Source organism: Pseudooceanicola marinus (genome assembly GCF_002786295.1).
In the GTDB taxonomy this organism is placed as follows: domain Bacteria; phylum Pseudomonadota; class Alphaproteobacteria; order Rhodobacterales; family Rhodobacteraceae; genus Pseudooceanicola; species Pseudooceanicola marinus.
The window spans coordinates 261,842-276,336 of sequence record NZ_PGTC01000017.1; the positions used below are offsets into that span (position 1 = coordinate 261,842).

A 14,495-nucleotide genomic window follows, 5' to 3' on the forward strand; every position below is an offset into this window, starting at 1 on the left:
GCAGGCGCCCCGCCGACGGACGCCGGACGGGGTCGTATGCACACGGGCATTCTCCGCGTCATCTCTAAGCAGAGCGGCGGCGGATTGACCAGAGCAAAGCGGGCGCCCTGCCCGACCGCCCTGCCCCTCAGCCGCGCGCGGCGCGCCAGGCGGCCAGGGCCTCGGGCTCGTCGGTCTGGAACACCGTCACCCCGGCCGCCATCAGCGCGCCCCAGATGCCATCGGGGTCGACCAGCGCCGCCGCGTCGGTCAGCCCGCATTGCGCGACCGGCGTCAGCGTGTTGACCCACAGGGTCAGCCCCGCGGCCTCAAACGCGGCGCGGTTGTCGGCTATGGTAGACAGCGCGTTGAACTCGGTCTCGACGATGCGGGCACCGGTGCGGGCCAGGCGGGCGATGTGCTGGGCCACCGTGTCGGCGGTGAACCGGGTCATCGGCATGACCATCACGCCGTACTGCGCCTCCAGCGCGGCCAGGCGTTCAGCGTCGGCATCGCTGTGCAGGGGGATTTTGATATCGACGTAATCCTGCATCCCGGCGGCGGCGATGGCGGCGCCTGCGGCCTCCATGTTCTGGGCGGGCGATTTCACGTCCACGTCCAGGTAGATGCGCCCGTGCGCGGCCTCCAGCGCCTCTTTCAGCGTGGGGATCCGGTGCGCGGTCGGCGCCGCATCGCCCTGCCCGTCGCCCGCGCGCAGCGCCAGCGCGCGCAACTCGGTCCAGCTCAGCGACTGGGCCAGCGCAGCCTCCCCGGTCATCCGCGTCAGCGTCTCGTCATGCATCAGGAACAGCACGCCGTCCGCGCTGCATTGAACGTCGATCTCGACCACCTCATAGCCCGCCTCGGCGGCCCGAAGGATGGAGGCCACGCTGTTTTCCGGCGCCAGATGCCAGGCGCCCCGGTGGGCGACGATGGCCGGGCGCAGCGGCAGGTCGGACACGAAATCACGATAGGTTTTCACGGGCTTTTGCTTTCGATGGAAGAAATGGAAGCGGGCGGCGGATCAGCCCAGCGTGACCCAGAGGGGCCAGTGGTCCGAGCCGGTGGAGTCGGTGTCGATCCGCGCGGCGCGCACCTGCGGCGCCAGATCGGGCGTCAGCAGGCAATGGTCGATCCGCGTGCCGCCCTTCAGTGTGGTCGCACCGGACGCCTCGGGCTGACCGGCGGCGACCCAGGCGTCGACGAGCCCGTCGCGCGGACAGAGGCGGCCATGGCGCGGCACCACGGGGCCGCAGAGCGCGGCGTACTCCGCGCTGTCGTGGGTGAAATTCAGATCACCCATAAGGATGGCGGCGGCGGGCATGGGCGGCTCGGTCTCCTCGATCCAGCCGCTGTCAGGGTCGGGATGACCGCCGCACCAGGCGCCCCCCTCGGCGGGCGCGCGGGCCAGGATGGCGCGGATCGCCTCCACCTGCGGCAGGCGCGTGGCGGCGCCCAGATGGCTGAGGTGGGCGGAATAGAACCGGATGGGGCCGCGGGGCGTGGCAATCACCGCCTCCAGCATCCCCTGCTGGATCGAATGATGCAGCCGGTCGCCCCATTTCGGCAGCAGGTGGTTGCGGCTGGACAGGATCCGCCAGCGTGACAGGATCATCGTGCCGAACTGCTTGCGGCGAGAGATCACACGGGTGCCGTCATCCTGACTGGCATCCATGTCTAGGTTCGCCCCGTAGACCCAGTGGTGACGCGGCAGCGCATCGGCCAGCACCTCGGGCCCGTCGACCATGCCCGAGCGGCGCCAGAAACGATCGACCTCCTGCAGGGCGATCACGTCGGCACCCGCGACCTCACCGGCGATGCGGGCCAGGTCGTAGCGGCCATCGGCGCCCAGACCGTATTGGATGTTGTAGGTGACAAGATTCACGTTCGGGGTCCCGGAAGGAAAACGCCGCCCGAGCCAGGGACACGGGCGGCGCAAAGGGTCTTAGCGTTCGAGCGCGACGTGCTCGATGAAGGCCTGGCGAAGTTCGGTGTTGAACGGGTTGGCCGGCGAGCTGACGGCGCGGGCGCGCATGTCGTTGGGGATCAGCGCGTGGCTGTCGTCAGCAGCAGAATTCATCGGCGCGGCGCCGAACACCTCGTTGAAGCGGGTCTGGGTTTCCGGGCTCGACACCCAGTTCAGGAAGACCAGCGCGGCGGCGGGATGCGGCGCGTTGGCGGGGATCACGTTGATGTTGCCACCGCCGGTCATGCCGAACTCGGGGATGTAGAACTTGATGCGGTCCGACACTTCCTTTTCGCCCTGCAGCTTGAACAGGTGGTCTTCCCAGGCAGGCACCAGGGCGAACTCGCGGTTCGACAGGCGGATCAGGCTGTCGGTGTTCGACGCGGTGATGACGTAGCCGTCGGTATGGTCGAGGAAGAAGTCCCAGGCCGGTTGCAGCGCATCCATCTTCTCCTCGGTGACCTCACCGGAGGTGAAGTCGGCGTCGGTCAGGTTGCGGGCGACATGGGTGAAGAACGAGGGGCCGGAGCCGCCGTTTTCGTAGTTGAAGCCGAAGCGGCCCGGGTTGGTCTCCCAGTAGGCGGCGAAGTCCTCGACACTCTGCGGCAGGTCGGCCTCGTCGATGGCCTCGGGGTCGTAGGCGATACCGGTCTGGTTGCCCCAGTAGGCCCAGCCGTAGCCCTGGCCGTCGAAGCCGCCAACCTCGGTGGTCATGGTGCCGGCATTGGGCAGCACGTCATTCAGCGGACCGACGAGGTTTTCCTGCTTGAACAGCTCGATCCGGTCGGCGCCCATGGCCAGCAGATCGACGTCGCCGCGCTCGCGGCCGGTTTCGGCCAGCACCTTGTCGATGTTGCCCTCGTGGGTGCCCTCGGGGATCATCACCTCGATGCCGTATTCGGCGGTGAAGGCCTCGGCCAGTTCCCGGTAGCGCGGCTGGAAGTACCAGACGAACCAGTTGACCGAGCCTTCGTCCTTGGCCTGGGCGACGATGTCGTCCCAGGATTTGGACAGCAGGTCGTTCTGGTCCTGGGCCTGGACGCCGGAGGCCAGGCCAATGGCGGTGGCGGCGACAAGAAGTTTGCGAAGCATCAGAAAGGTCCTCTTCAGACGGTTTGATGAGATGTGGTGAAGGAGGCGGGGGTCATCCCTTGACGCCGGTCTGCGCCGGGTTGGCCGATTTCAGCAGCCGCTCCAGCCCGAGCATCAGAAGGACATTGGGGATCACCAGGACGAGGCTGACGACAGCCGCGTTCGGGCGAACGAAGTTATATCCGAGGTAGGAATAGAGGATCGACGGAATGGTGGTGAAATTCGGCGCGCCGACGACGAAGGCCACGGCGAATTCCTCGATCGACTGGATGAAGACGATGATGAGAGAGGCCAGGATCCCCGGCGCCAGCGCGGGCCAGTAGGCCACGCGGAACCGCGCCCAGGGGCTGGCGCCCAGATCGCGGGCCGCATCCACCAGGTCCAGCCGCACGTTGGAAAAGGCCACGGTCATCAGCCGGATGGCGTAAGGCAGGAACAACACCGAATGGGCCAGCAGGATCGACAGGAAGCGTGAGTAGATCCCCAGCGAGAAGATCAGCGCCGAGAAGAAGATCGCCAGCACGAAACCCGGGATCACCAGCGGCAGCAGGGTCAGCACCTGGGCCGCGCCCTTGCCCGGAAAATCGTGGCGGGCGAAGGCATAGGCCGTGGGCGAGGCCAAGATGAGCGTGGTCACCGCCACCGTCGGCGCCAGGATGTAGGAATTGCGCAGTGCCATGGGCAGCGAGGTGGTGTTCCAGACCTCGATCCAGCGCGCGAAGGACAGCGCGGGGGGCAGCACGTCGGGGTATTCCCAGCGGACCGAGGGATCCAGCAGCGACCACAGCACGGCCATGCCGAAGGGCACCACCAGCCAGATCACGCAGACCAGCAACAGGATCGCGATCAGCATGTTGGAGATGGTGAACCGGCGGAAGGCCGGGCGGCGCGGGCGCCGGGGCGCGACGGGTGCGGTGTCGGACAGGCTTACCATTTCAGCCCCCTCAGGGTCAGGCGGGCCAGCCCGGCCAGACCCAGGGCACCGACCAGTGCCAGGCCCATCAGGGAGACCCCCACCACGGCCGCCTGGTTCCAGCGTCCGAAGCTCGTTTTCAGGAAGACCATGTACTGCGCCATGGACTGCACGTTGGTCGGGCCCGCGGTGACCTGGAAGGCAAAGTCGCCGGCCGCGCCGATGAAGATGATGATCAGCGCCGCCTGCATGGCCTGCACCGTGAGCGGCGCGATCACCTTGCGGAAGCGGGCCAGCGGCCCGGCGCCCAGGTCGCGCGCGGCGTCGACCACCTCGTCCGAGATCCCCTGCACCGCGCCGGTCAGCAGCAGCAGCGCCAGCGGCATGTTCTTCCACAGCTGCAGGAAGATGACACCGAAGCCGTTGCGGTCGTTCTGGAACCGGATCGGCGCATCGGTCAGCCCGGTCCATATCAGGAACTGGTTCAGCACCCCGTGATATGCGATCACGTTCAGGAAGAGGAAGGCCGCCACCAGACCCGGCACGAACAGCGGCGCCTTCAGCAGAGAGCCGACCACCAGTGAGCCGCGGAAGGGTTTGCGCATCCAGATCGCCAGCGGATAGGCGATGGCGATGGAGCCGAGCGCGCTGATGATGGCGATATAGGCCGAGTAGCCCAGGGACCGACCGAACTGCTTCGATCCCAGCACGTCGCGCCAGTGGTCCAGCGAAAAGGCGCTTTCGCCCGACAGGTTGTAGTAGCCGAAGCTCTGCGCGACAGCGATGTAGAAGACCGAGCCGACCATGACGAGGATCAGCCCAAGCCCCGGCGTCAGCAGCGCCGCGATGGTGAGGGTCCGGCGCAGGGTCATGCCAGCGCGCTCCGGACGAAGCGGATCTGGTCCGCCCCCAGTCGGAACGCCACCTCGGCGCCCTCGGCCGGCGCCGCGCCTGCGACATGCAGCCGTTGCAGCCCCAGGTCGGCGTCACCCGTCGCCACGTGCAGTTCGGTATGGGCCCCCTGGTAGGCCCGGTCCCGCACGACGCCGCGGATCACGTTCTCACTCGCGGCGCCGGCCTCGACCAGTTCCACGTCCTCGGGCCGCCAGCAGATGAAGCTGGCGTTGCCCGCGGGCGGCACGGCGGCGCGCAGCTCTCCCAGCGGGGTCTTCACGCGGCCACCGCCCAGGTCCTCGAAGGGCACCAGGTTCGCCGCGCCGATGAAATCCGCGACGAAGGCGGTTTCGGGACGGGCATAGATTTCTTCCGGGCGGCCCACCTGGTCGATGCGCCCGCCCTGCATCACCACGACACGATCCGACATGGCCAAGGCCTCTGACTGGTCATGGGTGACGTAGATGGCGGTGAACCCGATCTCTTTCTGCAACGCGCGGATCTCGCGCCGGACCTGTTCACGCAGCTTAGCATCGAGGTTCGACAGCGGCTCATCAAACAGAACCACGGCCGGCCGCATCGCCAGGGCCCGGGCCAGGGCAACGCGCTGTTGCTGCCCGCCCGACAGGCGATTGGGCAGCTTGTCGCGATGCGCCTCCAGGTCCACCTGGCGCAGCAGGCTTTCCAGCCGCGCGCGGCGCTCGGCCTTGGGCACGCCCGCCTGGCGCGGACCGAAATCGATATTCTCGGCCACCGTAAGGTGAGGGAACAGCGCGTAGGACTGGAAACACATAGCCGTGTCGCGCTTTTCGGGCGGCGCAGCTGTGACATCGGTGCCGCCGATCTCGATCCTGCCGGTGGTCGCGTCGTAGAACCCGGCCAAGGTCTTCAGAAGGGTGGTCTTGCCACAGCCCGAGGGTCCCAAAAGAGTGACAAATTCGCCGGGCTCGACCACAAGGTCGATGTCGGTCAGGGCCTGGAACCCGTCCTCGAACACCTTGCTGATCCCCTTGGCTGCCAGTGACGCCATTTTCTCCGCTTTCCTGTCCCGGAACCGGCTTCCCAGACGGGGCGATTCCAATTAACTTCACGGCGTGAATAAAATGGGCGGGTAACCCCTTGGTGACAGCACCACGAAAGATTTGTGACCCCGGCTCGATGGCCGCGCTGGCCGATCTGACCCTGTCGGAACGGGCGATCCTGTCGCTGATCCGGCGGCGTCCGGGGGCCAGCCGCGCCGGCATCGCGGCAGAGCTGAACCTGTCGCCCGCCATGCTGACCAAGGCCATCGCGACCTTCCAGGCCGCAGGACTGGTGGCAGAGGAACGCGACAGCGCCCCACGCGGGCGCGGCCAACCGGCACGCCACCTGCGCCTGCGCCCGAAACAGGTGGCCGGGCTGGGGGTCAGCCTGTCGACCCGGGGCATCACGGTGGCCGCACAGGACCTGGACGGCACGCCGCTGGCCCACCGGTCCCTGCCGGTGCCGGCCACCGACACCGGCGCGGCGCTGGCCGCCGCCACCACCGCGCTGGAGGAAATGCGCGGGCTGACCCGCAGCGTGGCGGGGATCGGCCTCTGGCTGCCGGCCCTGCAGGATCTCTCGGGCGCGGTGGTCGAGGTGACGCCCTCGCAACGCGGGATCGACCATCTCGCCTTTTGCGATCACCTGAGCCGCCATTTCGACGCCCCGCTCTGGCTGGAATCCAAGGCACCCGCCTACCACGAGGCGCTGCAACCGGGCGAGGAAGAGCGGATCGTCTACATGCTGTTTCTCGACTACGGCATCGGCGGCAGCCTGATCGATCAGTTGCGCCTTTATCGCGGCAGTTTCGGCGAGGCGTCCAACATCGGCGCCATGATGCCCGACGGGACGCCGCGTCCCTCCCTGCCCGACCTGACCGCCCATCTTGGCCTGAGCCCGGAAGAGATGACCGACAGCGCGCTGGAGGCGCTGGCCCAGGCGCCCGACGCCGCGCTGACAGAGTGGATGGCGACGCGCGGCGCGGTGCTGTCCCTGCCGCTGTCAACGGTGGTGCACCTGTTGAACCCCGCAACGATCATCATCGGCGGGCTGTTGCCGCAAGCGATCCTCGAAGGGCTGGCGCGCCACGTGCGCCTGGACCTTCTCGATCATCCGGGCCGCCGCCCCCTGACCAAACCCAAGCTGCGCGTGGCCCGCGCCTGCGGCCCCCGCGCCATGGCCCTGGCCGCCGCGTCGGTGCCGCTGGTGCATCGTCTGGCTTCGGCTCCGCATCCCCGTCCCTGGACCCCCGGCTAGCTTTGCAAACCACTGCGGGCACACTCTTTGCAAACACACGCCTGCCATGTGTTGCAAAGCCTGCCTATACCGGCTGCCCGGTCACTGGGCGCGCCTTTCAGACATGGCGGCCCTGCGGAACCGGCTTGCTCGCGATCACGTTGTAACCGGACGGCCGAGCGGTTAGGCCGAAAGGACCGCGCAGGCCTGTCGCCCCCGCTTCGGGCGCGCCGCGCAGACGACACGATGCCACCAGTACGACCCAGTTACTTCAGCTCGATGGGACCCCGGATGCGCTTTCAGATCGACATTGCCCTGCACTACCAGTTCAGCCTCGCCAACACGCTTTTCCTGGCGCTGGAAGCCGCGCACTACAGCGGCCAGACGGTCGAGCAGGAAGAGATCCTGATCGGGAACGCCTGGATCACCCGGATCGAGGGGGACGATGGCGTCGGCCAGCGCATCTGGGCGCAGGTTCCCGCGGGCGACATGCGGCTGACCTACCGCGCGACGCTGGACGTGACCCGCCCGAACCTGCCGCTGGAGAACCTGGCGGCGGTTGACCTGCACCAGATCCCCGGGCGCGTCGCGCCCTATCTGCGCCCCTCGCGCTATTGCCAGTCGGACAAGTTCATTTCCTTCGTCAACAAGCGCTTTGGCCATCTGGCCGGGGGCGCCAAGGTCGCCGCGATCCGGCAGTGGATCCAGGATGAGCTGTCCTACGTGCCGGGCAGTTCGGACAGCGACACCAACGTGCTGGAAACCTTCGCCAGCCGCGAAGGGGTCTGTCGCGACTATGCCCACCTGATCTGCGCCATGGTGCGCGCGGCCAACATCCCCGCGCGCATGGTCGCCGTCTACAGCCCCTACGTGACCCCCCAGGACTTCCACGCCGTGGCGGAGGTCTGGCTGGACGGCGCCTGGCACCTGGTGGATCCCACCGGCATGTGTCTGCCCGCCGACCTGGCGGTGATCGCCGTGGGCCGCGACGCCTATGACGTGGCCTTCATGGAAAGCCAGGCGCCCGCGACTCTGATGTCACAATCCGTGCGGGTCACCCTGACCTGATCGGGACATCAGCCGTCATCCCCCCCGGAGGCTGCCACGCGCCTCCCCTTCCAAGACACGCAAAAAGGGGCGCCCGAAGGCGCCCCTTTCCACTCGTCCCCTGACGAAAGACCGCCTGGCAGGGCGGCCCCACTCGCGGCGCTCGGCACAGCCCCGCGATTAGCCCCTCAGGCCGCGCAAAGCGACCGGTCGCTGACCTGTTCACCATGCGACAGCACGGCAACGCCACCGCGGCGGCGCAGCGCCAGCCGGGCCGAAACGACACCGCTGTCCCGCAGCACCTCATCCGCAGAGCCGGCATTGCCTGCCGACAGCTGTTCCATGGCGGCATCCACGGCAGCGTGCAGGTCTTGCAGGTTTGCGGAACGCTTGCGGGAGGTCGGGGTCATGCGCATCGGTCGTTTCCTCGTGTCGGTTTCAGGGGCGGCGGCGACCCGGCTCTCTCTCGGGTCCCGCTCTGTTGCAGGTCTTTTACACGGGCCAATGGCTGTATGCAGGCACACAACAGGACACTTCGAGGCACTTCGGGATATCATCCTACCCCTTCGGATAGGTGCGCTACCCCCGGCGGGGCAGCTGCCGCAAGCAAGGGTTGTGCCGGGCAGGGTGCAGACATGCGCCGCGCGTCCGGAACCCGCCCGAGGGGACGTCGCGCGACTCGCCCGGCGCCCAATCTGCCCTGCCCGTGGCGAGGTCGTTCCTCGGGGTGACGCCCATTGCGCAGGCGCGCTCTGGCGGACACTGGCCCCCGGGCCGGTGCGGTACTTGACCCCCCGGGGCGCCCATGGTCTTTGGCCCCGGAACCGGCTTGCCGAAAGGACCCCGCCCCGTGATCAGACGGCTTTACGACTGGACCATCCGCATGGCGGATCACCCCCATGCGCTCTGGGTTCTCGCCCTGGTCTCCTTCGCCGAAAGCTCGGTCTTTCCGATCCCGCCGGACCTGCTGATGATCCCGATGATCCTGGCGCGTCCCTCGCGGGCCTTCATCGTCGCCGCCGTCGCCATGGCGGCCTCGGTCGCGGGCGGCATGCTGGGCTATGCCATCGGCGCCTTCGCCTTCGACAGCATCGGCCAGCCGATCCTGGAAAGCATGGGCAAGGCCCACGCGATGGAAGAGTTCAACGCCACCTTCAACGGCGCCGGGTTCTGGGCGGTGCTGGGGGCGGGCATCACGCCCTTCCCCTACAAGGTCATCACCATCATGTCGGGCTGGACCGGGATGCCTCTGACGACCTTCGTCATCACCTCCATTGTGGCGCGCGGGTTGCGGTTCTTCATCGTGGCCTGGCTGCTGTGGAAGTTCGGGTCACCCGTTCGTGACTTCATCGAGAAACGGCTCGGCCTTGTCTTCACCGCGTTTTTCGCCATTCTGATCGCCGGTTTCCTGCTGGTGAGATACCTATGACCTTCAAGATGAGAAGCGCCCTCGCCGGGGCCGGATCCGCCGCCCTGCTGCTTGGGGCCTGGGGGTCGCAATACATCGGCGGGCTGGCGCCCTGCCACCTGTGCCTGGTGCAGCGCTGGCCCCATGCCATTGCCGTGCTGATCGCCCTGGCTGCCGTCGCCACCGGCCAGCGGTTTCTGGCCCTGCTGGGCGCCCTGGCCGCGTTGGCCACCGCGATCGTGGGGATCTATCACACGGGTGTGGAGCGCGACATCTTCGAGGGGCCGACCACCTGCACCTCCGGCAGCGCGGGCGCGCTGACCCCGGACCAGATGTTCGACCAGATCATGAACGCCCCGCTGATCCGCTGTGACGAGGTGGCGTTCGAGTTCCTGTCGCTGTCCATGGCCAGCTGGAACGCGCTGCTGTCGCTGTGCCTGGTGGGTGTCTGGCTCTGGGCCTGGCGCCGGGGCTGACCCGGCCGGCCGCTGGCAGACATCAAAGCCCCGCTCATGCCGCATTGGTTACCAAAAGAACTGGGACCTGCATGAACGGGACCGAGCGTTACCCACTCAGTTCAAAACCTAAGGCGACATGACGCTAAGGCAAGTCAAAGGCCCCTGCCCTCACGGTTTCGCGATTTCATGTGACGGCATAGGTGAGCAAAGAAAAAGGGGAGGCTTTCGCCTCCCCCAAGGGTGATCTGACCGGGCTCTCTTATTTTCCTGCTCGATTATGACTTGCCTGTCCCGGTCAGCGTACCGTGTCAGGGCGCGCGATAGCATGGCTGCGCGCCCGTTACCATCGCTTAGCTGCAGCCGGAGGTGCCGCCGCAGGTGTTGCATTTCATGCAGGTGCCGTTGCGCACCAGCGTGTAGTTGCCGCATTCGCCGCAGGCCTCGCCCTCGTAGCCCTGCATCTTCGCCTTGGCGCGGGCGTCCATGGTCGTGGTGGCCGCGCTGACAGCCGTGGCCGAGACGCTGGTGACGCTGGCGCGGCTGACGCTGCCGTTCGGATCCACGCGGGTGCCTTCACCGAAGGTGCCGTTCATCACCAGCAACTCCTGCGGCACCCGCTTGCGAAGGTAGCCGGTGGAGGAGATGTGCTTCAGCACTTCCAGCGACTTGCTGGCGGCGGTCTCGCTCACCTCGCTGACGTTCGCCTCCTGCTGCTCCTCGCGCTTGTCCAGCTCGTCGAAGGAGGCGCCCTGCGGTTTCACATGCGCCAGGTCGGTGCGGTCGAGGTAGCTGACCGCCAGTTCGCGGAAGATGTAGTCGAGGATCGAGGTGGCGTTCTTGATCGTCTCGTTGCCTTGCACCATGCCTGCCGGTTCGAACTTGGTGAAGGTGAAGGCGTCGACGAACTCCTCCAGCGGTACGCCATATTGCAGGCCGACCGACACCGCGATGGCGAAGTTGTTCATCATCGCGCGGAAGCCGGCGCCTTCCTTGTGCATGTCGATGAAGATCTCGCCCAGGGAGCCGTCCTCATACTCGCCCGTCCGCAGGTAGACCTTGTGCCCGCCCACGCTGGCCTTCTGGGTATAGCCCTTGCGCCGCATCGGCATCTTCTCTCGACCGCGGGCCACTTCCTTCACGATGATCTTCTCGATCACCTTCTCGGCCAGTACGGCGGCCTTTTCCTGGGTGGACCCGCTTTCCAGCACCTCGGCGGCCTCATCGTCATCCTCCACCAGCGCGGCGGCCAGCGGTTGCGACAGCTTGGACCCGTCCCGGTAGAGCGCATTGGCCTTCACGCCCAGGGAATGCGACAGCTCATAGGCCGCCTTGCAGTCCTCGATCGTGGCATCGTTGGGCATGTTGATCGTCTTGGAGATCGCCCCCGAGATGAAGGACTGCGCCGCCGCCATCATGTGGATGTGGCTGTCCACCGACAGGAAGCGTTTGCCCTTCTTGCCGCAGGGGTTGGCGCAATCGAAGATATGGTAGTGGTCCGGTGACAGATGCGGCGCGCCTTCCAGGGTCATGGTGCCGCAGACGTGGTCGTTCGCTGCCTCGATCTCGGCGCGGGTAAAGCCCAGGTGCCGCAACATGTCGAAGCTGGGATCGGTCAGCTTGGTCGCCGGGATGCCCAGGGTCTGGGTGCAGAATTCCTCGCCCAGGGTCCACTGGTTGAAGACGAAGCGGATGTCGAAGGCCGACTTCAGCGCGCCCTCGATCTTCTTCAGCTCGTCGGGGCCGAAGCCGTGGCCAACCAGAGCGGTGGTGTTGATGCCAGGGCAGTTGCCCAGGGAGGCATGACCCACGGCGTAGGAGACGATCTCCTCCACCTGTGCGGGGCTGTAGCCCAGCTTGGTCAGCGCGGCGGGCACCGAGCGGTTGATGATCTTGAAGTAGCCGCCACCGGCCAGCTTCTTGAACTTCACCAGGGCGAAGTCGGGCTCGATGCCGGTCGTGTCACAGTCCATCACCAGGCCGATGGTGCCCGTGGGGGCGATCACGCTGGTCTGGGCGTTGCGGTAGCCGTGCTTTTCGCCCAGGCGCACCGCCTCGTCCCAGCTGGCCATGGCGACCTTGGTCAGCTCCGGCTCGGGGCAGTTCACCAGGTCCAGCGGCACCGGCTTCACCGCCAGGTCCTCATAGCCCTCGGTGGCGCCATAGGCGGCGTTGCGATGGTTGCGCATGACGCGCAGCATGTGCTTCGCGTTGCGCTCATAGCCCGCGAAGGCGCCCAGCTCTCCGGCGATCTCGGCCGAGGTGGCATAGGCGACGCCGGTCATGATCGCGGTCAGCGCGGCGCCCATGGCCCGGCCCTCGTCGCTGTCATAGCCCAGCCCCATGTTCATCAAGAGGCCACCGATATTGGCATAGCCCAGACCCAGGGTGCGGAAGTCGTAGCTGAGCTGCGCGATTTCCTTCGAGGGGAACTGCGCCATGGTGACCGAGATTTCCAGCGTCAGGGTCCACAGCCGCGTGGCGTGGATGTAATCCTCGGTCTGGAAGGCGCCGTCCTTCAGGAAGGTCAGCAGGTTCATCGACGCCAGGTTACAGGCGGTATCGTCGAGGAACATGTACTCGGAACAGGGGTTCGAGCCGCGGATCGCGCCGTCTTCCGGGCAAGTGTGCCAGGCGTTGACGGTGTCATGGAACTGGATGCCGGGATCGGCACAGGCCCAAGCGGCGTGGCCGATGTCTTCCCATAGGTCACGGGCCCTGATGGTCTTGGCCACCTTGCCGTCCGTTCGGTTGATCAGCGCCCAGTCCTCATCCTTCTTCACCGCCTCCAGGAAGGCATCGGTGACGCGGACGGAGTTGTTGGAGTTCTGGCCCGACACGCTGCCATAGGCCTCGCTGTCCCAGTCGGTGTCATAGGTGGGGAACTCGATGCTCTCGTAGCCCTGGCGGGCGTAATCCAGCACGCGCTTGATGTAGGTCTCGGGGATCGCGGCCTTCTTGGCATCGCGGATCGCGGATTTCAGCGCCGGGTTCTCTGTCGGCTCATATTGATCGCCATCGGCGCCGTCGAAGCTGCGGATCGCGGCGAAGATGCCGTTCAGCTTCTGCTCGTGCATTTTGGACCCGGCGACGATGGAGGCAACCTTCTGCTCCTCCTTCACCTTCCAGTTGATGTATTCCTGGATGTCTGGGTGATCGGCGTCGACAATGACCATCTTCGCCGCGCGCCGCGTGGTGCCGCCCGACTTGATCGCCCCCGCCGCGCGGTCGCCGATCTTCAGAAAGCCCATCAGGCCCGAGGATTTGCCGCCGCCCGACAGGCGTTCGCCCTCGGCCCGCAGGCTGGAGAAGTTGGTGCCGGTGCCGGAGCCGTATTTGAACAGCCGCGCCTCGCGCACCCACAGATCCATGATGCCGCCCTCGGACACCAGATCATCCTTCACCGACTGGATGAAACAGGCGTGGGGCTGGGGGTGTTCATAGGCCGATTTGGACCTGGTCAGCTTGCCGGTCTTGTAGTCGACGTAGTAGTGGCCCTGCCCCGGGCCGTCGATGCCATAGGCCCAGTGCAGGCCGGTGTTGAACCACTGCGGCGAGTTCGGCGCGGCGCGCTGCGTGGCCAGCATGTGGCGCATCTCGTCATAGTAGGCGCGGGCGTCCTCCTCGGTGGAGAAATAGCCGCCCTTCCAGCCCCAGTAGGCCCAGGCGCCCGCCAGCCGGTCGAAGACCTGCTTGGAAGAGGTCTCCCCCCCCATCTCGGCGCCCTCGGCGGGAACGGACCGCCACAGGAACTCCGGCACATCCTTCTCGCGCACTTTCTTCAGTGCGCTCGGCACGCCAGCCTTGCGGAAGTATTTCTGCGCGATCACGTCGCTGGCGACCTGGCTCCATGTCTCCGGCACTTCCAGCTGATCGAGGTGGAAGACCACGGTACCATCCGGGTTGCGGATCTCGCTGGTGGTGGTGATGAAGGAGATGCCCTCGTAGGCGTCCTGCCCTGCCTGCGTAAACTTGCGTTCAATCTTCATTCTCTTGCGCCCCAAAAAGCTTTTCACCTGACACTTCCGGGGACGCCCGCAAACGTGAATCCGGCGGCTTCCCCCGGGCCGAGAGCACGCAAAAGGACCCTGCAGACCGCCCAGAGGCGGCCCTGACGCCTCGAAACGAGGCCCTGCCTGATCTGTCCACTTTGCCCGCGAGGCCACTATATCTAGTGCATCCTCAGCCCGCCGCTGCAGTCTGTGGTAAAGCCGGCCATTTTTCAACGCGCTTTTTGGTCTAAATTTCTCTTGACGCGACCCGACCCGTGCCCTGCGATTCCCGTCATACGAGCGGAGCGCGGAAAAGCCTTTTCTGTCAGGGAACTTGGCCGAAACGCTCAGGCAGAGGCTGAACTCGCGCAGTGTCGCAAAGATGTTGCACAGGTGGCTTCTTCCGGCGCATCGGCTACCATATGCCTAGGGCTTTGGCAGCTCTGCCACCAGATATGGTAAGTACCGCCGTTGAAAAAATGCGCGTTGT

General features: G+C 66.4%; 12 protein-coding genes. 4 read left to right on the top strand and 8 right to left on the bottom strand.

Translation table 11 applies throughout. The features are described from left to right. Positions 1 to 127: 127 nt before the first annotated feature. The 6 genes from CVM50_RS13165 to CVM50_RS13190 are packed head-to-tail and all read right to left on the bottom strand — an operon-like array spanning position 128 to position 5,874. Positions 128 to 961: a glycerophosphodiester phosphodiesterase family protein gene (locus CVM50_RS13165; RefSeq protein ID WP_085886875.1), complete on the bottom strand. Its 834-nt coding sequence runs from the start codon at positions 959 to 961 to the stop codon at positions 128 to 130. A 42-nt stretch (positions 962 to 1,003) separates the two neighbouring features. After that, positions 1,004 to 1,864, bottom strand: coding sequence for an endonuclease/exonuclease/phosphatase family protein (locus tag CVM50_RS13170; RefSeq protein WP_085886876.1), 861 nt, complete (start codon positions 1,862 to 1,864; stop codon positions 1,004 to 1,006). 60 nt (positions 1,865 to 1,924) lie between these two features. Further along, entirely contained in the window at positions 1,925 to 3,037 is a 1,113-nt protein-coding gene (locus tag CVM50_RS13175; RefSeq protein WP_085886877.1) for an extracellular solute-binding protein, read from the bottom strand. A gap of 52 nt (positions 3,038 to 3,089) precedes the next feature. Continuing rightward, positions 3,090 to 3,971 (bottom strand): ABC transporter permease, encoded by an 882-nt coding sequence (locus tag CVM50_RS13180; protein WP_085886878.1) that lies wholly within the window; start codon positions 3,969 to 3,971, stop codon positions 3,090 to 3,092. Further along, the gene (locus CVM50_RS13185; RefSeq protein ID WP_085886879.1) at positions 3,965 to 4,822 is read right to left on the bottom strand and encodes an ABC transporter permease; all 858 of its coding nucleotides are present in this window, start codon (positions 4,820 to 4,822) and stop codon (positions 3,965 to 3,967) included. The genes CVM50_RS13180 and CVM50_RS13185 overlap by 7 nt, the downstream gene beginning before the upstream one ends. After that, positions 4,819 to 5,874, bottom strand: coding sequence for an ABC transporter ATP-binding protein (locus tag CVM50_RS13190; protein WP_085886880.1), 1,056 nt, complete (start codon positions 5,872 to 5,874; stop codon positions 4,819 to 4,821). Before CVM50_RS13190 ends, CVM50_RS13185 begins: the two co-directional genes overlap by 4 nt. Before the next feature lie 92 nt (positions 5,875 to 5,966). Between CVM50_RS13190 and CVM50_RS13195 the strand changes: the two genes are divergently transcribed. Together CVM50_RS13195 and CVM50_RS13200 are read left to right on the top strand one after the other, a co-directional pair. Next, entirely contained in the window at positions 5,967 to 7,124 is a 1,158-nt protein-coding gene (locus CVM50_RS13195) for an ROK family transcriptional regulator (protein ID WP_157792184.1), read from the top strand. A gap of 270 nt (positions 7,125 to 7,394) precedes the next feature. Next, complete coding sequence (locus CVM50_RS13200; protein WP_085886882.1) at positions 7,395 to 8,171, top strand: transglutaminase-like domain-containing protein; 777 nt, start codon at positions 7,395 to 7,397, stop codon at positions 8,169 to 8,171. Between the two features lie 167 nt (positions 8,172 to 8,338). Here the strand turns inward: CVM50_RS13200 and CVM50_RS13205 are convergent, their stop codons facing one another. Continuing rightward, positions 8,339 to 8,566, bottom strand: a complete 228-nt coding sequence (locus tag CVM50_RS13205; RefSeq protein WP_085886883.1) for a hypothetical protein — start codon at positions 8,564 to 8,566, stop codon at positions 8,339 to 8,341. Positions 8,567 to 9,000: 434 nt separating this feature from the next. Between CVM50_RS13205 and CVM50_RS13210 the strand changes: the two genes are divergently transcribed. Together CVM50_RS13210 and CVM50_RS13215 are read left to right on the top strand one after the other, a co-directional pair. Next, positions 9,001 to 9,579 (top strand): YqaA family protein, encoded by a 579-nt coding sequence (locus CVM50_RS13210; protein WP_085886884.1) that lies wholly within the window; start codon positions 9,001 to 9,003, stop codon positions 9,577 to 9,579. A gap of 8 nt (positions 9,580 to 9,587) precedes the next feature. Further along, positions 9,588 to 10,034: a disulfide bond formation protein B gene (locus CVM50_RS13215; protein ID WP_306372304.1), complete on the top strand. Its 447-nt coding sequence runs from the start codon at positions 9,588 to 9,590 to the stop codon at positions 10,032 to 10,034. Positions 10,035 to 10,366: 332 nt separating this feature from the next. On the opposite strand, the gene CVM50_RS13220 is transcribed toward CVM50_RS13215, so the two are convergent. Beyond that, positions 10,367 to 14,002 carry a vitamin B12-dependent ribonucleotide reductase gene (locus CVM50_RS13220; RefSeq protein ID WP_085886886.1) on the bottom strand — a complete coding sequence of 1,212 codons (3,636 nt, stop codon included), beginning with the start codon at positions 14,000 to 14,002 and terminating at the stop codon, positions 10,367 to 10,369. Positions 14,003 to 14,495 lie beyond the last annotated feature (493 nt).